Source organism: Streptomyces sp. NPDC085596, from assembly GCF_044541565.1.
Classification (GTDB): domain Bacteria; phylum Actinomycetota; class Actinomycetes; order Streptomycetales; family Streptomycetaceae; genus Streptomyces.
Genome location: NZ_JBITTC010000001.1, coordinates 701149 through 721550, shown reverse-complemented (window position 1 = coordinate 721550; position 20402 = coordinate 701149). Strand labels below are relative to the sequence as shown.

The 20402-nt window shown below is 70.1% G+C and carries 15 protein-coding genes; 10 read left to right on the top strand and 5 right to left on the bottom strand.

Annotated features, from left to right (window positions below):
• Positions 1 to 43 precede the first annotated feature (43 nt).
• Genes ACIGA3_RS03310 through ACIGA3_RS03290 form a run of 5 tightly spaced genes read left to right on the top strand, consistent with a single transcriptional unit; the run spans position 44 to position 5421 of the window.
• Positions 44 to 2176, top strand: coding sequence for a PhoH family protein (locus ACIGA3_RS03310; RefSeq protein ID WP_399710048.1), 2133 nt, complete (start codon positions 44 to 46; stop codon positions 2174 to 2176).
• Positions 2177 to 2188: 12 nt separating this feature from the next.
• Positions 2189 to 2686 (top strand): rRNA maturation RNase YbeY, encoded by a 498-nt coding sequence (ybeY, locus tag ACIGA3_RS03305; protein ID WP_030814839.1) that lies wholly within the window; start codon positions 2189 to 2191, stop codon positions 2684 to 2686.
• A gap of 16 nt (positions 2687 to 2702) precedes the next feature.
• Complete coding sequence (locus ACIGA3_RS03300) at positions 2703 to 4001, top strand: hemolysin family protein (protein WP_399710046.1); 1299 nt, start codon at positions 2703 to 2705, stop codon at positions 3999 to 4001.
• Entirely contained in the window at positions 3998 to 4357 is a 360-nt protein-coding gene (locus tag ACIGA3_RS03295) for an MmcQ/YjbR family DNA-binding protein (RefSeq protein ID WP_399710044.1), read from the top strand. Before ACIGA3_RS03300 ends, ACIGA3_RS03295 begins: the two co-directional genes overlap by 4 nt.
• Before the next feature lie 44 nt (positions 4358 to 4401).
• Positions 4402 to 5421, top strand: coding sequence for a S66 peptidase family protein (locus ACIGA3_RS03290; RefSeq protein ID WP_399710043.1), 1020 nt, complete (start codon positions 4402 to 4404; stop codon positions 5419 to 5421).
• A 2-nt stretch (positions 5422 to 5423) separates the two neighbouring features.
• Here the strand turns inward: ACIGA3_RS03290 and ACIGA3_RS03285 are convergent, their stop codons facing one another.
• Positions 5424 to 6845 carry an MFS transporter gene (locus ACIGA3_RS03285; RefSeq protein ID WP_399710041.1) on the bottom strand — a complete coding sequence of 474 codons (1422 nt, stop codon included), beginning with the start codon at positions 6843 to 6845 and terminating at the stop codon, positions 5424 to 5426.
• 199 nt (positions 6846 to 7044) lie between these two features.
• On the opposite strand from ACIGA3_RS03285, the gene ACIGA3_RS03280 reads away from it, so the two are divergent.
• Both ACIGA3_RS03280 and ACIGA3_RS03275 read left to right on the top strand, forming a co-directional pair.
• On the top strand, positions 7045 to 7860 hold the full coding sequence (locus ACIGA3_RS03280) for a helix-turn-helix transcriptional regulator (protein ID WP_399710780.1): 816 nt from the start codon (positions 7045 to 7047) through the stop codon (positions 7858 to 7860).
• On the top strand, positions 7857 to 8207 hold the full coding sequence (locus ACIGA3_RS03275; RefSeq protein ID WP_399710039.1) for a cytidine deaminase: 351 nt from the start codon (positions 7857 to 7859) through the stop codon (positions 8205 to 8207). The genes ACIGA3_RS03280 and ACIGA3_RS03275 overlap by 4 nt, the downstream gene beginning before the upstream one ends.
• A 23-nt stretch (positions 8208 to 8230) precedes the next feature.
• On the opposite strand, the gene ACIGA3_RS03270 is transcribed toward ACIGA3_RS03275, so the two are convergent.
• Together ACIGA3_RS03270 and ACIGA3_RS03265 are read right to left on the bottom strand one after the other, a co-directional pair.
• Positions 8231 to 8569, bottom strand: coding sequence for a P-II family nitrogen regulator (locus ACIGA3_RS03270; RefSeq protein ID WP_399710037.1), 339 nt, complete (start codon positions 8567 to 8569; stop codon positions 8231 to 8233).
• On the bottom strand, positions 8566 to 9861 hold the full coding sequence (locus ACIGA3_RS03265; RefSeq protein WP_399710035.1) for an ammonium transporter: 1296 nt from the start codon (positions 9859 to 9861) through the stop codon (positions 8566 to 8568). Before ACIGA3_RS03265 ends, ACIGA3_RS03270 begins: the two co-directional genes overlap by 4 nt.
• 180 nt (positions 9862 to 10041) lie before the next feature.
• Between ACIGA3_RS03265 and era the strand changes: the two genes are divergently transcribed.
• The 3 genes from era (at position 10042) to ACIGA3_RS03250 (ending at position 18045) form a co-directional block, all read left to right on the top strand.
• Positions 10042 to 10995 (top strand): GTPase Era, encoded by a 954-nt coding sequence (era, locus tag ACIGA3_RS03260; RefSeq protein WP_399710031.1) that lies wholly within the window; start codon positions 10042 to 10044, stop codon positions 10993 to 10995.
• 489 nt (positions 10996 to 11484) lie between these two features.
• Positions 11485 to 17586 (top strand): RHS repeat-associated core domain-containing protein, encoded by a 6102-nt coding sequence (locus tag ACIGA3_RS03255; protein ID WP_399710779.1) that lies wholly within the window; start codon positions 11485 to 11487, stop codon positions 17584 to 17586.
• 63 nt (positions 17587 to 17649) lie between these two features.
• Entirely contained in the window at positions 17650 to 18045 is a 396-nt protein-coding gene (locus ACIGA3_RS03250; RefSeq protein WP_399710028.1) for a hypothetical protein, read from the top strand.
• A 30-nt stretch (positions 18046 to 18075) separates the two neighbouring features.
• Here the strand turns inward: ACIGA3_RS03250 and ACIGA3_RS03245 are convergent, their stop codons facing one another.
• Complete coding sequence (locus tag ACIGA3_RS03245; protein WP_399710026.1) at positions 18076 to 19404, bottom strand: GH1 family beta-glucosidase; 1329 nt, start codon at positions 19402 to 19404, stop codon at positions 18076 to 18078.
• 32 nt (positions 19405 to 19436) lie between these two features.
• Entirely contained in the window at positions 19437 to 20312 is an 876-nt protein-coding gene (locus ACIGA3_RS03240) for a sigma-70 family RNA polymerase sigma factor (protein WP_399710777.1), read from the bottom strand.
• Positions 20313 to 20402 lie beyond the last annotated feature (90 nt).

Genomic DNA, 20402 nt, shown 5'->3' with positions numbered 1-20402 from the left:
GCGGCCGTGATGAGGAGGACACGCAGGCCATCAGCGCCGGCCCATGACTCAGACACCGACAGCTCACACCTCCGCGCAGGACCGGACGAGAGCACGGATCAGCGTTCCCGCACAGCACCCGATGGTGACCGTGCTGGGCTCCGGCGACTCCCTCCTGCGCGTGATCGAGAAGGCTTTCCCGGCGGCCGACATCCACGTCCGGGGCAACGAGATCAGCGCGGTCGGCGACCCGGCGGAAGTCGCCCTGATCCAGCGCGTGTTCGACGAGATGATGCTGGTGCTCCGCACCGGGCAGCCGATGACGGAGGACGCAGTGGAACGCTCGATCGCCATGCTCAAGGCGAGCGACGAGGGCACGAGCGACGGCCCCGAGACCCCGGCCGAGGTGCTGACGCAGAACATCCTGTCCTCGCGCGGCCGCACGATCCGCCCCAAGACCCTGAACCAGAAGCGCTACGTCGACGCCATCGACAAGCACACCATCGTCTTCGGCATCGGCCCCGCCGGTACCGGCAAGACCTACCTCGCCATGGCGAAGGCCGTGCAGGCGCTCCAGTCCAAGCAGGTCAACCGCATCATCCTGACCCGCCCGGCGGTCGAGGCCGGCGAACGCCTCGGCTTCCTCCCCGGCACCCTGTACGAGAAGATCGACCCGTACCTGCGCCCGCTCTACGACGCCCTGCACGACATGCTCGACCCCGACTCGATCCCCCGCCTGATGGCAGCGGGCACGATCGAGGTCGCCCCGCTGGCGTACATGCGTGGCCGCGCTCAGCCGGTCTTCACGAACGTGCTCACGCCGGACGGGTGGCGGCCCATCGGCGACCTGCGAGTGGGTGACCTGGTCATCGGCTCCGACGGAGAGCCGACTCCCGTACTGGGCGTCTATCCGCAGGGGGAGAAGGACGTCTACCGCGTCACCGCCCAGGATGGTTCCTGGACGCTGTGCTGTGGCGAGCACCTGTGGACCGTCCGTACGGCCTCCGACAAGCGCCGTGACAAGCCCTGGCGGGTCCTGGAGACCCAGGAGATGATCGGCGACCTGCGGGCAGCCCATGCCCGCCGGTACGAGCTGCCGCTCCTCACCGCTCCGGTCTGCTTCCCCGAGCGTGCGGTGCCCATGGACCCGTACGCACTGGGCCTCCTGCTGGGCGACGGCTGCCTCACGGGCTCCACCACTCCGTCCTTCGCCACGGAGGACCCTGAGCTGGCCGAGGCGCTGGAAAGCGCGCTGCCCGGTGTGGCGGTGCGCCACACAAGCGGCCCCGACTATGTCCTCAACCGTGTCAGGACACCGGGTGACGTGATCACTCTGGAGAACCCGGTCACGCGCGTGCTGCGCGAGCTCGACCTGCTCCGCACCCGCTCGCACACCAAGTTCGTCCCGGACGACTACCTGCAGAACTCCACCGAGGTCCGACTGGCCGTCCTCCAGGGTCTGCTCGACTCGGACGGTGGCCCCGTCGCGCAGAAGGACCGCACCTGCCGCATCCAGTACACGACGACGTCGATCATGCTCCGTGACGACGTGATCGCTCTGGTCCAGTCGCTGGGCGGTGTCGCGTACAGCCGCCGCAGGGCCGCCGAGGGCCGCACGCCCGGACGGGCGAGGGGCCGTGACGTCGGATACCGGCATGACGCTCACGTCATCGACATCCGCCTCCCCGAAGGCATCGAGCCGTTCCGTCTCGCCCGCAAGCGGGACAAGTACCAGGCGGCGGGAGGCGGTGGCCGCCCGATGCGGTTCATCGACAGCATCGAGCCCGCAGGCCGGGAGGAATGCGTCTGCATCCAGGTGGCGGCCGAGGACTCCCTCTATGTCACCCAGGACCACCTGCTGACGCACAACACGCTGAACGACGCGTTCATCATCCTGGACGAGGCCCAGAACACCAGTCCCGAGCAGATGAAGATGTTCCTCACCCGGCTCGGCTTCGACTCGAAGATCGTCATCACCGGTGACGTGACCCAGGTCGACCTGCCCGGCGGTACCAAGAGCGGGCTGCGGCAGGTGCAGGAGATCCTGGAGGGCGTCGAGGACGTCCACTTCTCCCGGCTGACGTCCCAGGACGTCGTCCGGCACAAGCTGGTGGGCCGTATCGTCGACGCGTACGAGAAGTACGACAGCCACGAGGCCACGGGCAAGACCGGTGCCAAGGGCTCCAAGGGGAAGTAGACCAGCACGACCATGTCGATCGACGTCAACAACGAATCCGGCACCGAGGTGGACGAGCAGGCGGTCCTCGACATCGCCCGCTACGCGCTCGCACGGATGCGCATCCACCCGCTCTCCGAGCTCTCGGTGATCGTCGTGGACGCCGACGCCATGGAGCAGCTGCACATCCAGTGGATGGACCTGCCCGGCCCGACGGACGTCATGTCGTTCCCGATGGACGAGCTGCGCCCGCCGGGCAAGGACGACGAGGAGCCCCCGCAGGGTCTCCTCGGCGACATCGTCCTGTGCCCGGAGGTCGCCGCCCAGCAGGGCAAGGACGCGCCGACCCAGCACTCCATGGACGAGGAGCTCCAGCTGCTCACCGTCCACGGCGTGCTGCACCTCCTCGGCTACGACCACGAGGAGCCGGACGAGAAGGCCGAGATGTTCGGCCTCCAGGCCGCCATCGTCGACGGCTGGCGGGCCGAGCGCGGGCTGACCGGGCCGTCCCCGGCGCCGACCGTCTCGTAGGGCGGCCGGTACCCGAATGAGTCCGCAGATCGTGATCGGCGCGGTCGCGCTGATCGTCGTGGCCTGGCTCGCCGCCTGCGCCGAGGCGGGCATCGCCCGTGTCTCCAGCTTCCGCGCCGAGGAGGCCGTCAAGTCCGGCCGGCGCGGCAGCGGCAAGCTGGCGCAGATCGCCGCCGACCCCACCCGCTATCTCAACGTGGCGCTGCTGCTCCGCGTCGCCTGCGAGATGGCCGCCGCCGCCCTCGTCACCTACGGCTGCCTGCGCGCCTTCGACGCCACCTGGCAGGCCCTGCTGGTCGCCATCGCCGTGATGGTCCTGGTGTCGTACGTCGCAGTGGGTGTCTCGCCGCGCACCATCGGCCGCCAGCACCCGCTCAGCACCGCCACCGCGGCCGCCTATGTGCTGCTGCCGCTGGCCCGGGTGATGGGCCCGGTGCCCTCGCTGCTGATCCTCATCGGCAACGCGCTCACCCCCGGCAAGGGCTTCCGGCGCGGCCCCTTCGCCTCCGAGGCGGAGCTGCGCGCGATGGTCGACCTCGCCGAGCAGGAGTCGCTGATCGAGGACGAGGAGCGCCGCATGGTGCACTCCGTCTTCGAGCTGGGCGACACCCTGGTCCGTGAGGTGATGGTGCCGCGCACCGACCTGGTCGTCATCGAGCGGTACAAGACCATCCGGCAGGCCCTCACCCTCGCCCTGCGCTCCGGGTTCTCCCGCATCCCGGTCACCGGGGAGAGCGAGGACGACATCGTCGGCATCGTGTATCTGAAGGACCTGGTCCGCAAGACGCACATCAACCGCGACGCCGAGAACGACCTGGTCTCCACCGCGATGCGCCCCGCCGTCTTCGTCCCCGACACCAAGAACGCGGGCGACCTGCTGCGCGAGATGCAGAAGGAACGCAACCACGTCGCCGTCGTCATCGACGAGTACGGCGGCACCGCCGGGATCGTCACCATCGAGGACATCCTGGAGGAGATCGTCGGCGAGATCACCGACGAGTACGACCGCGAGCTGCCGCCCGTGGAGGAGCTGGGCGACGGCCGCTACCGGGTCACCGCCCGCCTGGACATCACCGACCTCGGCGAGCTGTACGGCCTGGAGGAGTACGACGACGAGGACGTGGAGACAGTCGGCGGCCTGCTCGCCAAGGCGCTCGGCCGCGTCCCCATCGCGGGCGCCTCGGCCGAGGTCGAACTCCCCGACGAGCGGCGGCTGAAGCTGACCGCCGAGGCCGCCGCCGGGCGCCGGAACAAGATCGTGACGGTACTGGTCGAGCCCGCCGGAAGTGCGGCGCGGGAGGAGAAGCCCGAGTGAAGCCCCAGGAGCTGCGCGCCCTGTGTCTGTCCTTCAACGCGGTCGTGGAGGACTTCCCCTTCAACCCGGAGACCTCGGTCTTCAAGGTGCTGGGCAAGATGTTCGCCCTCGCGGCACTGGACGCGCGGCCCCTGACGGTCAACCTCAAGTGCGACCCGGAGGACGCGCAGCGACTCCGCGCCGATCACGAGGGCCTGATCGTGCCCGGCTATCACATGAACAAGCGGCACTGGAACACCGTGACGGTGGACTCCACCCTGCCCGACGCGCTGGTCAAGGAACTGGTCGAGGACTCCTACGACCTGGTCGTGGCGGGCCTGCCCAGGGCGGAGCGGCTGAAGCTCGACCGCCCCTGAAAACCCCTACGGGGCGGCGGTGACCCCGTGTCAGAATCCGCCGCATGACCCTTCGCTACCCGCGCCCCCTGCGCCCCGGTGACCGTATCGGCGTGACCTCGCCCTCCAGCGGGGTCCCGGACGCCCTGCGCGGCCGCCTCGACGTGGCGGTGGGCGACCTCAAGGCGCGCGGGTACGAGGTGACGGTGGGCCGGTGCATGGACGGCGCCGGCCACCTCAGCGCCCCGGCCGCCGAGCGGGCCGCCGAACTCACCGCGATGCTCACCGACCCCGAGATCCGGGCCGTGGTGCCCCCGTGGGGCGGCGAGACGGGCATCGACCTGCTGCCGCTGCTGGACTTCGCGGAGATCGGCCGGGCCGAGCCGACCTGGGTCGTCGGCTACTCCGACCTGTCGACGCTGCTCGCCCCGCTGACCCTGCTCTCCGGGGTCGCCACCGTGCACGGCAACAACCTCATGGACACCCCCTACGGGACCCCCGAGGGCCTGCTGTCCTGGCTGGACATCGTCGAGGCGCCGCAGGGTGAGCCGTTCACTCAGACCCCGCCCGGCCGGTACCGCTCGGCCGGCTGGGACGACTTCGCCGGGCACCCCGAGGTCCGCGACCCGAGGCTGGACACCGAGGGCGCCTGGACCCGGCTGGACGGCACCGGGGACGTGGACGTCACCGGGCGGCTGATCGGCGGCTGCACCGAGATCCTGGCCCCCCTCGCCGGGACGCCGTACCTGGACACCGCCGCCCTCGCACCCGGTGAGCCGCTGCTCGTCTACGTGGAAGCCTGCGAGGACAGCGCGTTCACCATCTGCCGGAACCTGCACGGGATGCGGCTCGCCGGGTTCTTCGACCGGGCCGCCGCCATCCTGGTCGGCCGCACCAAGGCCCCCGACAGCCCGACCCTGAGCCAGCACGAGGCGGTGCTCGACGCGCTCGGCCCGCTGGGCGTGCCGATCGTCGCCGACGTCGAGTGCGGGCATGTCGCCCCGTATCTGCCGCTGGTCAACGGCGCGCGCGGCCGCGTGGAGCACACGGCCGCGCGCAGCGCGATCACCCAGACCCTGGACTGAGATCAGGCCGCGACCCGTACGGGGCGCAGGCCGACGGCGATCAGGGCGGTCGCGCCGAGCACGAGCACCGCGTCCAGCGCGAGGACCGTGTGGACGCCCGCCAGCAGGTTGCCGCTGGTGGTGGCCAGCACCCCGAGCAGCGGGACACCGACCGTGAGGCCGACCTGCTGGGTGGAGGTCACCAGCCCGGTCGCCAGGCCCTGTTCGCCGTCCGGGACGCCCGAGGTCACGGTGAGTCCGTACGAGATGACCGCGCCGAGGTGGCACATGCTCGCCAGGGACACGGCGGCCGTGGCGAGCCACACCGACCAGCCGTGGGCGTTCAGCGGCAGCAGGGCGGCGACCAGGACGCCCTGCCCGGCCAGCGAGCCGACCAGGGTGAGCCGGGCGCCGAACCGTCCGATCACCTTCGGGACGAAGACGCCCGCCACGGTCGACAGCACGCCCTGCACCCCGAAGACCAGCCCGGTCCGGAACGCCGACAGCCGCAGCACCTCCTGGAGGTACAGGGTCAGCACGAACACCACGGTCGACATCATCGAGAACGTGACCAGCCCGCCCAGGTTGCCCCACGCCACCGTCCGGCGGCGCAGCATCGGCAGCGAGACCAGCGGCGCGGCCGTACGGGACTCGATCACGGCGAACGCGGTCAGCAGCGCGAGCCCGGCCACCAGGGCGACCAGCACATCGAGCCGGCCGAAGCCCCGGTCGGCGGCGGTGGACAGCGCGTAGATCAGGGACAGCAGCCCGGTGGTGACGGTGACGGCGCCGGGCACGTCCAGCCGGGGGCGGTCCGGGGTGCGGGACTCGGGCAGCAGGCCCGGCGCCAGCGGCAGCACGATCAGCGCGAAGACGGCCAGCAGCGCCATCGTGGAGCGCCAGCCGAACGTGTCGGTCAGCACGCCGCCCGCGACCATGCCGATGGTGAAGCCCAGCGACAGCAGCGTGCCGGAGATGCCGAGCGCACGGTCCCGCGCCGGGCCCTCGGGGAAGGTGGTCGTCAGCAGGGACATGCCGGTCGGCACGATCGCCGCCGCGCCGAGCCCCTGGAGGGCGCGGCCGGTGAGGAAGGACGCCGGGTCCCAGGCCAGGGCCGCCAGCAGCGAGGCCGCGCCGAACAGGGCGAGCCCCGAGAGGAACAGCTTGCGGCGGCCGTAGAGGTCACCGACGCGGCCGAAGAGCAGCAGGAAACCGCCGGACGGGAGCGCGAACGCGGTGACCGCCCACTGGAGCGCCGAGCGGCTCATGCCGAGGCCGGTGCCCAGCTCGGGCAGCGCCACGTTCAGCACCGAGAAGTCGAGGGCGACCATGAACTGGGCCGCGCACAGCACGAACAGGACGAGCCGGTCACGCGCCGAGAGCCGGGCGGGGCGGACTGGCAGGGTAGCGGGGGGAGTTGCGGGGGCTGGGGTGTCGATCGCCATGGCAAAGAGCTTCCGATGCCCGGAAGAAACGTGGGGAGTCGGAACTTATGGTGGTGGTGGCACCACCAGACACGGCGACGAGGGGGAGCGGCACGTGGCTGCGACGGCGAGCACGGCGAGCACGGCGAGTACGGCGAGTACGGCGAGCACGGCGAGTACGCCGAGAAGTGAACGGCGCAGTGAGCTGCGGGAGTTCCTGATGACCCGGCGCGCCCGGATCACCCCGCAGGAGGCCGGACTGCCGTTCGGTGGACCCCGGCGCCGTACGGCCGGTCTGCGCCGGGAGGAGGTCGCGGTGCTGGCCGGGGTGGGCGCCTCCTGGTACCAGTGGCTGGAGCAGGGGCGGGACATCTCCGTCTCCCCGCAGGTGCTCGACGCGGTCTCGCGGGTGCTGCGGCTGAGCGACGCCGAGCGGCGGCACCTGTATCTGCTGGCGGGGCTCAACCCGCCCGCGCCCCATGTCCTGCCCGGACGACAGGACATGTGCGAGGGGCTGCGGCGGCTCATCGACACCTGGATGCCGTACCCCGCGCACATCATGGACCGCTACTACAACTGCGTGATGTACAACGACGCGGCGACCGCGGTGTTCGGCATGGGGCAGGGGCCCACCACCCGGAACTGCCTGGTCGACTTCTTCGCCGACCCGCTGTTCCGGAACCGCACCCTGAGCTGGGAGACCAACGCGCGTACGGTGGCCGCGCAGTTCCGGGCCGCCTGGGCCGCCGACCCCGAGGACGAGGGGTTCCAGGCGGTGCTGGCCGAAGTGAGCGCCGTCAGCCCGGAGTTCACCGCGCTGTGGGCCGAGCGGGACATCGAGGACCAGGGGCAGATCCGCAAGGAGCTGATGCATCCGCGCGTGGGGCTGCTGGTGGTGGAGTCCACGGCGATGCAGGTGCCCGCCCGGCCCGACCTGCTGATCGTGCTGCACGCCCCGCTGCCGGAGGCGGACACCGCGGCGAAGCTGGAGTGGCTGGCGGGGGCGGACGACGGGGTTCGTATGCTCGGGGCATGAGCGAGAACGAGCTTGATCCTGAGGACCGGAAGATCGTGACTCTGGCGCGGTCGGTGCGGGCGCGGAACGGGGTGCCGGAGGGGGCCGCTGTGCGGGACTCGACGGGGCGGACGTATGCCGCCGGGGCCGTGGCGCTTCCCTCGCTTCAGCTCAGCGCGCTGCGCACGGCTGTCGCCATGGCGGTGGCTTCCGGGGCGGAGTCTCTGGAGGCGGCGGCTGTCGTCAGCGAGGCGGAAGGTTTCTCGGCGGAGGACCTGGCCGCTGTTGCCGACCTCGGAGGTGCGGGGACGCCTGTGCTGCTCGCCGGGGCTGACGGAGTCGTCAGGTCGACTGTCACGACAGACTGAGGACAAGAGTCCGGGGACTGGACCTACAACGCGTCCGGTCCCCGCTCTCCCGTCCGCACCCGCACCACCGTCTCCACCGGCACGGACCACACCTTGCCGTCGCCGATCTTGCCCGTGTGGGCGGCCTGGACGATGGCGTCGATCGCTTCCTCGGCCACCGCGTCCTCCACCACCAGCTCCAGCCGGACCTTGGGGACGAGGTCTACCTGGTACTCCGCGCCCCGGTACACCTCGGTGTGGCCGCGCTGGCGGCCGTAGCCGCTGGCCTCGGTGACGGTGAGGCCGTCGATGCCGAGGTCGCGGAGGGCGGTCTTGACCTCGTCCAGGCGGTACGGCTTCACGACGGCGGTGATGAGCTTCATGCGGGGCTCTCGGCCTTCCGGACGGGGGCGACGGGGGCGCCATGGCCCAGGACCCCGTGATCGTAGGCCGTCTCGGCGTGCACCGTAAGGTCCAGACCGGTGCGCTCCTCCTCCTCGCTCGCGCGCAGCCCCATCGTGCGGTCCAGCAGCTTGCCGAGCCCGTACGTCACCGCGAAGGCGTACCCCGCGACCGCGAGGACCGCGACGAGCTGGCGGCCCAGCAGCGCGAGCCCGCCGCCGTGGAACAGGCCCTCCGGGCCGCCGGTCATCGCCTTGTCCGCGAACAGGCCGATCAGCAGGGTGCCGATCACCCCGCCGACCAGGTGGACGCCGACGACGTCGAGGGAGTCGTCGAAGTTCAGCTTGAACTTCCAGCCCACCGCGTACGAGCAGACGACACCCGCGGCCAGCCCGACGACCAGCCCGCCCAGCAGCGAGACCGTGCCGCAGGACGGGGTGATGGCGACCAGGCCCGCGACCGCGCCGGAGGCGGCACCCAGGGTGGTGGGGTGGCCGTCCCGCTTCTGCTCGACCAGGAGCCAGCCCAGCAGACCGGTGCAGCCGGCGGCGAGGGTGTTGAGGAAGGCGGCCGCGGCGAGGCCGTTCGCGCCGAGCGCGGAGCCCGCGTTGAAGCCGAACCAGCCGAACCACAGCAGACCGGCGCCGAGCATCACCATCGGCAGGCTGTGCGGCCGCATGGCGTCTTTTTTGAAGCCCAGCCGGGGTCCCAGGACCAGGCACAGGGCGAGTCCGGAGGCGCCGGACGTGATCTCGACCGGCAGACCGCCCGCGAAGTCCAGCGCGCCCAGCTTCGCGCCGATCCAGCCGCCCGGCCCCCACACCCAGTGGGTGACTGGAACGTATACGAGCAGCGTCCACACCGGGACCAGCACCAGCCAGGCCCCGAACCGGGTGCGGTCCGCGACCGCGCCGCTGATCAGGGCCGCCGTGATGATCGCGAAGGTGAGCTGGAAGGTGGCGAAGAGCAGGGTGGGCACCGTGCCGTGCACACTGGCCGGGGTCAGATGGGCCATCCCCGCGTTCTCCAGGCCGCCGAGCAGGCCGCCGCCGAGGTCGTCGGTGAAGGCGAGGGAGTAGCCGGCCGCCAGCCACACCACGGTGACCAGGGCGATGGACACGAAGCTCATCATCAGCATGTTGAGGACGCTCTTCGCGCGGACCATGCCCCCGTAGAACAGGGCCAGGCCCGGTGTCATCAGCAGCACCAGGGCGGTGGCGGCGAGCAGCCAGGCGGTGTCACCGGTGTCCGCGTGCGCGGCGGCGAGGGTCACGGGCGTCTCCAGCGGTCCGGGGGAGCGGGCTCGTCAGAGGTTCACGGGTGCGCGTTTCCGGTCGCCTACAGGGGCGTTTCCGTGGTGTTTCGGCCCGCGTCGATGACCTGAGACGCAGGTGACAAGGGTGCTTCGGACGCCGGTGCGGCGCGGGCCCGAGGATCAGGGAGAATGGTCGGCATGAGCGTTCGTACCCAGTCATCCGAGCGGTCGGGCGAGAATGCCCACCGCGCAGGCTTCGCGTGCTTCGTGGGCCGTCCCAACGCGGGCAAGTCCACCCTCACGAACGCTCTGGTCGGGCAGAAGGTGGCCATCACCGCCGACCAGCCGCAGACGACCCGGCACACGGTGCGCGGCATCGTGCACCGGGACGACGCCCAGCTGATCCTGGTGGACACCCCCGGCCTGCACAAGCCGCGCACCCTGCTCGGCGAGCGGCTGAACGACGTGGTGCGCACCACGTGGGCCGAGGTCGACGTGATCGGCTTCTGCCTCCCGGCGAACGAGAAGATCGGCCCCGGCGACCGCTTCATCGCCAAGGAGCTGGCCGGGATCAAGAAGACCCCCAAGGTCGCCATCGTCACCAAGACCGACCTGGTCGACTCCAAGACCCTCGCCGAGCAGCTCATCGCCATCGACCAGCTCGGCAAGGAGCTGGGCTTCGAGTGGGCCGAGATCGTGCCGGTGTCGGCGACCGGCGGCCAGCAGGTGGGCCTGCTGGCCGACCTGATCGTGCCGCTGCTCCCCGAGGGCCCGCCGCTCTACCCCGAGGGCGACCTCACCGACGAGCCCGAGCAGGTCATGATCGCGGAGCTGATCCGCGAGGCCGCGCTGGAGGGCGTGCGCGACGAGCTGCCGCACTCCATCGCCGTCGTCGTGGAGGAGATGCTCCCGCGCGAGGACCGCCCGGCCGACAAGCCCCTGCTCGACATCCACGCCAACGTCTACATCGAGCGGCCCAGCCAGAAGGGCATCATCATCGGCCCCAAGGGCAAGCGGCTGAAGGACGTCGGCATCAAGTCCCGCAAGCAGATCGAGGCCCTGCTCGGCACGCCCGTCTTCCTGGACCTCCATGTGAAGGTGGCCAAGGACTGGCAGCGCGACCCCAAGCAGCTCCGCAAGCTCGGGTTCTGAGGGGTATCCAGCTTTTACGTAAGCGCCCCCGCCGGGCTCCGCACCGTCTCCCGCGGGCGCGCCGCGTCCCGGCTCGGCGGGGCCCGGCTCGGCGGGGCCCCGAACCGCCGGGCCGGGGCTGCTTGACTGAACTGCGAGATTTGTCGCCCGTGTTGATCCCATAAAGCCGGATCGCAGGCCGCCTCGCGCCACTTCTTCGACTGGGCGCCACGCCAGAACACCGCGCTCCACGCCGACTGCGCACCCTACGCATGTGACACAGGTCACCCTCATTGGCGTAGGGCCGGAGTTCCTCTTTGCGATCGCTTGACGGTGATTGCCGTCTTTTTACTCCAGGTAACTTCACACCGGCATCACACCTGAGGATGCGTCACGCAAAGGTGAACAGACCGGAGAATTGCAATGATTCACTTGCCTGCCTTCCGCAAACGCAGGCGTCCCTGGCCTGGGGGAAGCACCCGTTGGATAGCGGGAGGCGTGTCCCTGGCCCTGACCGTCACGCTTCTCGACAGCGCGGTTGCCGCGGCCGCCACAGAGCCGCAGAACTCCAAAGCGCCGAAGCCGGCGGCGGCCACACGCGCGGCTGACATCCCGTCCGCGCGAGTGGCTGCCCGACTGTCGGGTGAGCGGGTCGAGGCGCTCTCCGAGCGTACCGAGACCTCCACGACCTGGGTGAACAGGGACGGCTCACTCACTACCGAACTCACCGCTGGACCCGTCCGGTTCAGGGACGAGACCACAGGAGAGTGGCGTGATGTCGACCTGAACCTGGTCCGGTCCGACGACGGGACGGTTGCGTCCCAGGCGCATCCGAGGGGGCTGCGTCTGGCCGGCAAGTCCGGGACTCCTGCGAAGTCGCTGAAGGCCACTCGCGAGGCCAAGGCCACCGACCTGGTGACCCTCGGCGAGGGTGACCAGCAGATCACCCTGCAGTGGAAGGGCGGACTGCCGAAGCCAACTCTCGACGGGACACGGGCGGAGTACGTCAACGCTGTCCCCGGTGCCGATGTGGTGGTGGAGGCCACCCGAACCGGCTTTGAACAATTCGTCGAGATCAAGCAGCGGCCCACCTCGGGTGATTACTCCTACACGTTGCCGTTGAAGGCCAAGGGGCTGAAGACGAAGCAGCTGCCGGATGGCAGCGTGCAGTTCACCGCCGAGAACAACAAGAAGCAAGCGGTGATGCCCGCGCCGGTGATGTGGGACGCCGCCGTCGACCAGCGCTCCGGTGAGCACACACACAAGGCCAAGGTCGGCATCAAGGTCGTGCGAAAGGGTTCGTCCGTCGACCTGGTGCTCACTCCGGACGCGAAGTTCCTCGCCGACCCGGACACCAAGTACCCGGTCACCGTGGACCCCTCCACCTCCGCGCTGTCCAACGTGTTCGACACCTACGTGCAGCAGGGCGAGACCGTCGACTGGTCCAACGACACCGAACTGGACTTCGGTGACCCGGGCACCAAGAACGCCGACGGCACCCCGCGTACCGCGCAGTCGTTCATCTCCTGGAACACCACACCGCTCCAGGACGCGCTGGTTCTGGACGCCAAGCTGTCGCTGTGGAACTTCCACTCGGGCAACACCGACTGCAAGGCGTACCCGTGGGAGGTGTGGTCCTCCCCCGCCGCCTCCACCTCCAGTCGGTGGACCAACCGCCCGACCATGACTGCGAAGAAGGCCACCTCCACCGAGACCCGCGGCAACGTCGACTGCACCTCACAGCCCGACGGCTGGATCAACGCCGACCTCACCGCGCTGGTGCAGGAGTGGGCCTCGGCCAAGGCCACCCGCGGCCACATGGGCATCCGGGCCACCAGCGAGGCGGTGACCGCGCAGTGGAAGCGCGTCAACTCCGCCAACGCCGCTTCCAACCCGCCCAAGCTGGTCGTCAACTACAACTACCGGCCGCGCACCGGCACCAAACAGGAAGCTGGACCACCCTACTTCTCCTACAGCGGCACCTACGTGGTGAACACGACCACGCCGACGCTGCGGGACACCTTCGTCGACGCCGACGGTGACAAGGTCAACGGCACCTTCCAGATCTTCGACAATGCCACCAACACCCAGGTCGGCGACGTCATCGTCTCCCCGTACGTGCCGTCCGGCCAGGTCGCCTCGGTGACCGTTCCGGCGGGAGTGCTGGCCAACGGCAAGACGTACAAGTTCCGCACCTCCCCGTATGACGGTTCGCACTACAACCCGGGCTGGTCGGCGTGGAAGACCTTCACCGTCGACACCAATGCCCCCTCCGCCCCGACGTCGATCACGTCGACGGACTACCCGTCCGCCTCGTGGGTCAAGGGCGCGGGCCAGGCGGGCACATTCACCGTCACTCCCAACGGCACCGACCACAACTGGCTGGAGTGGTCGCTGGACGGCGTGACCTGGACCAAGGTCACCACCGGCGGCGCGACCGCCGCCAAGGCCATCAGCATCGCCCCGCCCAAGGACGGAACCCACACCCTGCAGGTGCGGCAGGTCGACAAGGCCGACAACAAATCCGAGGCCGTCGACTACGTCTTCCACGCCGGCCCCGGCGGCTTCGTCCAGCCCGCCGACAGCGAGCGCACCGCCCGCCGTCTGCCCCTCGTGGCCGAGGCCGACGGCAGCAAGTACAACAGGGTGTCCTTCTCCTGGCGGCGCTCCGAGGCCGACCCCTGGGTCCAGATCCCGGCCGGCGACGTCACCTCCGGCGGTACCCCGCTGTCGGCCTGGCCGGTGGCGATGACCGGTGGCAGGAACGCCGCACTGGTTTGGAACGCCACCGACACCGTCGACCCCGACGGCGCGGTGCAGATCAAGGCCGACTTCACCGGCCCCGACTCCTTGGCGGGCAGCACCGAGGCGCTGACGGTCGTGGTCGACCGGAACGCCGACAGTGCCGCCACCGAGGCGATCGGCCCCGGTTCGCTCAACCTTCTCACCGGCGACTTCCTGCTGTCGGAGACCGACGTGTCGCAGTTCGGGCTGTCGGTGGAGCGCTCCGCTTCTTCCCGTACTCCTGCGGCCACGCAGGAAGGGCAGCTGCCGATCTTCGGCAAGGAATGGGTCAGCGGTACGACCGCGGAACTCACCGACTCCGATTACAGCTACCTGCGGAAGATCTCCGACACCGCAGTGGACGTGGTGACCGTGGACGACAGCCCCATCCACTTCACCGCCAACAGCGCCAGGACCGGCTGGATCGCGGAACCCGGATCGGAGCACCTGACCCTTACCGGTAATACCGGCGCGAGCTTCACCCTGGCCGACACCGAAGGCGCGGTGACCGAGTTCACCAAGCCGTCCGGCGCCACCACCTGGCAGGTGAGCAGCACCCGGAACAACGGCCAGACGGATTCGACCACCAGCATCCAGTCCAAGACCGTCACCGTCGACGGTAAGGAACTCGCCCGCCCGGAACGGATCTTCGCTCCCACCTCGGCGACGACCATCACGGCCTGCAAGGCGGATCCCACGACCAAGGGCTGCCGGCTCCTGGAGTTCGTGTACGCCACGTCCACCACGGCCACGAGCAGCACCGCCGGAGACTACAGCGGCCAGGTCAAGGAGCTGCGCCTCTGGTCGACGGCGCCCGGCGCGGCGACGGCGACGGCGAAGACGGTACAGAGCTACGCGTACGACAACACGGGCCGGCTGCGGCAGGCATGGGACACGCAGATCTCCCCCGCGCTGAAGACCGAGTACGACTACGACAGCGCGGGCCGGGTCACCAAGGTCACTCCGCCCGGCGAACTGCCGTGGACCTTCACCTACGGCGAGGCGGGTGCGAGCAGCGCGGCCGGTGACGGCATGCTGCTCAAGGCGTCGCGTCCGGCGCTGCGACAGGGTACGGCCGCCACCGTCGAGGGCGCCGCCGTCACGTCGGTCGTCTACGACGTGCCGCTCACCGGGACCGCCGCCCCGTACACCATGGGAACGGCCGACGTGAAGGCGTGGGGGCAGACCGATGCCCCCACCGACGCGACCGCCGTCTTCCCGGCCGACTCGGTACCCGGCTCCAACACGGGCACCTCGCTCGGTTCAGGTTCCTACGGCCGGGCGACGATCCACTATCTCGGAACCTCCGGCCGTACCGTCGACAAGGCCGAACCGGGCGGCCACATCACCACCACCGAGTACGACCAGTTCGGCAACGCGGTGCGTGAACTGACGGCCGCCAATCGCGAGGTCGCTGTCGGCTCCTCGGCCGACAACACCGCCGCGCGCGCCGAGCTCGGCATCGCGCAGCTGCCCACCGCCGAACGTGCGGAGTTGTTGTCGACGCGTACCGTCTTCAGCGCCAACGGCACCCGCGAACTGGAGGAGTTCGGCCCGCTGCGGCGCATCGACCTCACGGCGGATCTGAAGTCGGGCACCACGACACTCGTCGGCGCCGGTACATCGGTCACCGCCCGGTCCTGGACCGTGAACTCCTACGACGAGGGGCGTCCCACCGACGGTTCCGCCGTGGTCAAGGACCAGATCACCAAGGTCACCACCGGTGCGCAGGTGCGCGAGCATCCGCAGGTCCAAGGCGAGACCAGAGTCGTGCAGACGGTCTTCGACTGGGCCAAGGGCCTCCCGGTGAAGACCATCGAGGACCCTGCGGGCCTGGCGGTCACCGAGACCACCGAGTACGACGCTCAGGGCCGTGAGACCAAGGTGATCAGGCCGGGCGGGAGCAGCACCGGCGCCACCACCCGCGTGACCGCCTATTGGTCGGCGACCGGCACGGGCACCTGCTCCGGGCACCCGGAATGGGCTGACCTGGTGTGCTCCACCGGCCCGGCCGGCGCCATCACCGGCGGTGGTACCAACCCGTCCCAGCTGCCGGTCAAGACCTTCGAGTACGACTGGTGGGGCACGGCCGCCAAGACCACCGAGACGGCCAACGGCTCGACCCGCGTCACCACGGTCGGCACGGACGCGGCCGGTCGCATCACCTCGACGAGGACCACCGGCGGAGCCGGGCAGGCCGCGCCCGAGACCACCGCCGAGTTCGACACGGCGACCGGCCGGGAGACCAGGACCGTGTCGCCCACGGGCGGAACACTGACCTCGGTGTTCGACATGCTCGGGCGCGTCATCTCGTACACCGACGCCGACGGTGGGGTCACGACCACCGAGTACGACCTGTTGGGCCGCATCGTCAAGACGGGCAACAACATCCCGTCCACGGTGACGTACAGCTATGACCACACGGCGGAGCCGCGCGGTCTGGTCACCAAGGCCGTCGACTCCGTCGCTGGTACGTTCACCGCGTCCTACGACGGGGACGGTGTCATCGTGGGCGAGAAGCTGCCTGGCGGTTACACGCTCAAGCAGACACTGGACCCCACGGGGACCCCGGTCGAGCGCACCTACACCAGCGACAGCAACGGCGTGATCGTGCAGTCCGACATCACCACCCGGTCGGTACACGGCCAGGTGATCTCGGACGCGCAGATCTCCGACCAGGCGTACGGCTACGACGCCATCGGGCGGCTGACCTCCGTCGAGGACACCGCCGAGACGGTCTGCAGCAAGCGCGTGTACACCTTCGACCAGCAGTCCAACCGCAAGACCCTGACTACCGCCATGGGCACGCCCGGCGCGGACTGTCCGGCCACCGGAGGCACGACCACCAACTACACCAACGACAGCGCGGGCCGACAGGTCGACGCCGGTTACACGTACGACGCCTTCGGACGTACGACCGCCAAGCCGGGCGGGGTCACTCTCGGGTACTACAACAACGACCGGATCTACCAGGAACTGCTGGGCGCCCAGCGGCAGACCTGGAAGCTGGACGGTTCGATGCGGATCCGCTCCTGGACGGTCGAGTCGAACGCCTCCGGCACCTGGACCCAGACCCAGGCGAAGGTGAACCACTACGACTGCGGGTGCGACAGTCCGAGCTGGGTGGTGGAGAACACCACCAGCGGTGAGATCACCCGGAACGTCCAAGCGCTGAGCGGCGTACTCGCCGCGACCACCAGCAAGACCGGTGACACGGTCCTCCAGCTCAGCGACATCCACGGGGACGTGGCGCTCCAACTGCCGTTGGACACCGCGAAGGCCCCCACCGTCCTCGACACCGACGAGTACGGCAACGTCCGTACCAGCACCACGGCCGCACGGTACGGCTGGCTGGGCGCCCGTGAGCGGTCCGGCGAGACGCTGTCCGGTCTGACCCTGATGGGTGCTCGTGTCTACGATTCGGCCACTGGCCGTTTCCTTCAGTCGGATCCGGCGGCCGGCGGCGGCGCGAATGCCTACGGCTATCCCGTCGACCCCATCACCATGTACGACCTGAGCGGCAAGTGGTGGTGGTCGGAGAGCACGTACTGGAAGATCGCGAAGTGCGCCTTCGCCATCATCGAACTCGCGGCGTGGGCCAGTGCGGTCGGCTGGCTGATGAAGCTCAACAAGATCCGCAAGGCAGTGAAGATCATCCGCAAGATCGGCTTCAAGCGGATGTACAAGTTGATCAAGGCGATCAGGAACAAGCCCCGCCGTAAGTGGTGGAAGATCGCCGGAGGCATCGCGGTCGGGCTGTACGCGGCGTTCAAGACCTTCATGGGCTTCTCGTCAGTCCAAGAGGACTGTTACGACGCCTTCAAATGACAAGCGCCCGGGGGCCCTGCCGGGCCCCCGGGACGGCCCGTCTTTCTCGAAACGGAACCACGTATGCCTGCCTCAGTATGGAAGTCGGCCGGAATAGCGGCTCTTCTGTTCGCCGTCGTCATCACGGCCACGTTCCTGGTCATGGCGCTTCGGGCGTCCCGGGCTCGCCGTCCCGAGCGCACGTACCTCCGGTGGTCCTTCTCCCTCTCCGTCGTCGTGGCATCGGTGCTCGGCGTCCTCATCGGCGCATGGGCCACCGGCCGGACTCCGCGGTTCGACATGGATGAGTTCAAAACGGTGGGAATCCCGCTCGCCATGGGACTCTCGGTGCACGCGCTCATCCGGTCCCGGCTTGCCGATGAGAAGGGAGTCCAGTGGCCGACGCGTTACGTTCCGGCCGTCCTCGTGCTGGTCTGCGGAACGCTCGTCTCCGGCGCGACGACCTATCTCGGCGCCTGACAGCCCGAGTCGGCCCAGGCGGCGGACACCCTAGTTCCGGAGGTCCCGCAGCAGCTCCTGGTACCAGCGGTACGACGCCTTCGGGGTCCGCCGCAGCGTGGCGAAGTCCACGTGGACCAGGCCGAAGCGGCGGGCGTAGCCCTCGGCCCACTCGAAGTTGTCCAGCAGCGACCACACGAAGTAGCCGCGCACGTCGACCCCTTCGGTGAGCGCGGCGTGCACGGCGCGGACATGGCCGTCCAGGTAGGCGATGCGCTCCTGGTCGTCCCGCCCCTCGTACGAGCAGCCGTTCTCGGTGATGACGAGGGGCGGGAGCCGGTCGCCGTACCGGTCACGGAGGCCGGTGAGCAGGCCGGTCAGCGCCCCGGGCACGACCGGCCAGCCGAAGTCGGTCACCGGGACGCCCTCGAACTCCCTCAGTGAGAAGGGGAGTTCGGCGGGCAGGGTCACTCCGCCGAACTCGGTGGGCGTCTCCTGCGGGGCGCCGACCCGCGCCGGGGCGTAGTAGTTGATCCCGTACCAGTCGAGCGGCTCCGCGATGATCCGCAGGTCGTCCTCGGCGCCCTCGGGCATCAACGCGACCGTGCCGTCCGGGTATTGACCCAGCAGGACCGGTTCAGCGAAGAGGCGGTTGAGGAGCAGGTCGTAGAAGACGGCCGCCTCCACATCGGCCGGGTCGGCGGAGGCGGGCTCCACGGGGGAGTGGGAGTTGGCGATGCCGATGTCCGTCACCCCGGCCGCACGCAGCGCCCGTACCGCCAGGCCGTGCGCGAGGAGCTGGTGGTGGGCGGCCGGGAGCGCGTCGAAGAGCAGCGCGCGGCCGGGGGCGTGGGTGCCGAGCGCGTGGCCCAACAGGGTGTGTTCGGCGGGCTCGTTGAGGGTGATCCAGCGGGGTACACGGTCCCCGAGCCGGTCCGCGACGCGTGAGACATGGTCCGCGAACCGGTACGCGGTGTCCCGGTCCAGCCAGTCGAGACCGGCCGGCAGATCCCAGTGGAACAGCGTCGGCACCGGCTGCACGCCCGCTTCGCACAGCGCGTCCACCAGCCGGTCGTAGAAGTCCAGGCCGCCGGAGGAGTTCACGCGCGGCCACGAGATGGAGAAGCGGTACGCGTCCACGCCGAGGCCGGCCAGCAGGGCCACGTCCTCCGGGTAGCGGTGGTAGTGGTCGCAGGCCACGGCGGCCGTGGAGCCGTCCTTCACCCGGCCCGGCTCGGCGGTGAAAACGTCCCACACGGACGGCTCGCGCAGCTCGGCGGCGCCCTCGATCTGGTGCGCCGAGGTCGACACCCCCCACAGGAAGCCGTCGGGGAAGCGGGGGAGAGGGCCGTGCGCGTCCGTCACCATGGGCCGGATCATCCGCACCCGGCCCCGCCGAGTCAACGCCCCCGTCAGCCCTCCAAGGGCACGATGTCGAGCGCGGCGAGGCGCTCCCGGTCCGCGACGACCTCGATCCCGGAGATCCGGCCGTCGTCCGCGAAGGTGAAGGCGAGGACCAGGGCCAGGCGGCCGTGCGGGGCCATGACCAGACCGACCGAACCGTCCAGCAGGGCGAGACCGGTGAACAGGGCCCGGCCGGTGGCCGCCATCGCGCCCCGTGCGACCGTGCCGGAACCCCGCACCGTGACCGGCTCCGGGGTCGGGACCACGAACCGGTCCGCGTGCAGCACCACGTCCGGGTGGAGCAGACCCACCAGCGCGTCGAAGTCCCCGCCCCGCGTGGCCGCGAGGAACGCCTCCACCGCACGGCGCCGCCGCACCGGATCGCCCTCCGGCAGCGGCCCTTCGCCCCTGACCCGGCGCCGGGCACGGCTTGCCAACTGCCGTACGGCGGCCGGGGAACGCTCCAGCAGCGGGCCGATCTCGTCGAACGGCACCGCGAACAGGTCGTGCAGGACGAACGCGAGCCGCTCCGCCGGGGAGAGCCGGTCCAGCACCACCAGCAGCGCCACCCCGACCGCGTCGGCCAGCACCGCCTCCTCCTCCGGCGCACCGCCGTCACGCGGGCCGGTGACCGGATCGGCGGGCCGGGCGTCCAAAGGCTCCTCGCGCTGCCGCTCACGGGTGCGCAGCAGGTTCAGGCACACCCGCCCGACGATCGTGGTCAGCCATCCGGCGACGTTCTCCACCCCGTCGGCGCCCGCCCGGTCGGCCCGCAGCCAGGTCTCCTGCACGGCGTCGTCGGCCTCGCTCACCGAACCCAGCATCCGGTACGCCACCGCCCGCAGCCGCGCCCGGTGCCCCTCGAACATTTCCGCCGACCACATGGCGTCGCCCACCGGTGTCACATTCCTCTCGCGCGGGGTGTCACGGAAGTAGAACACCGAGAACCCGCCGAAGGGACCTGGACGCAAGCG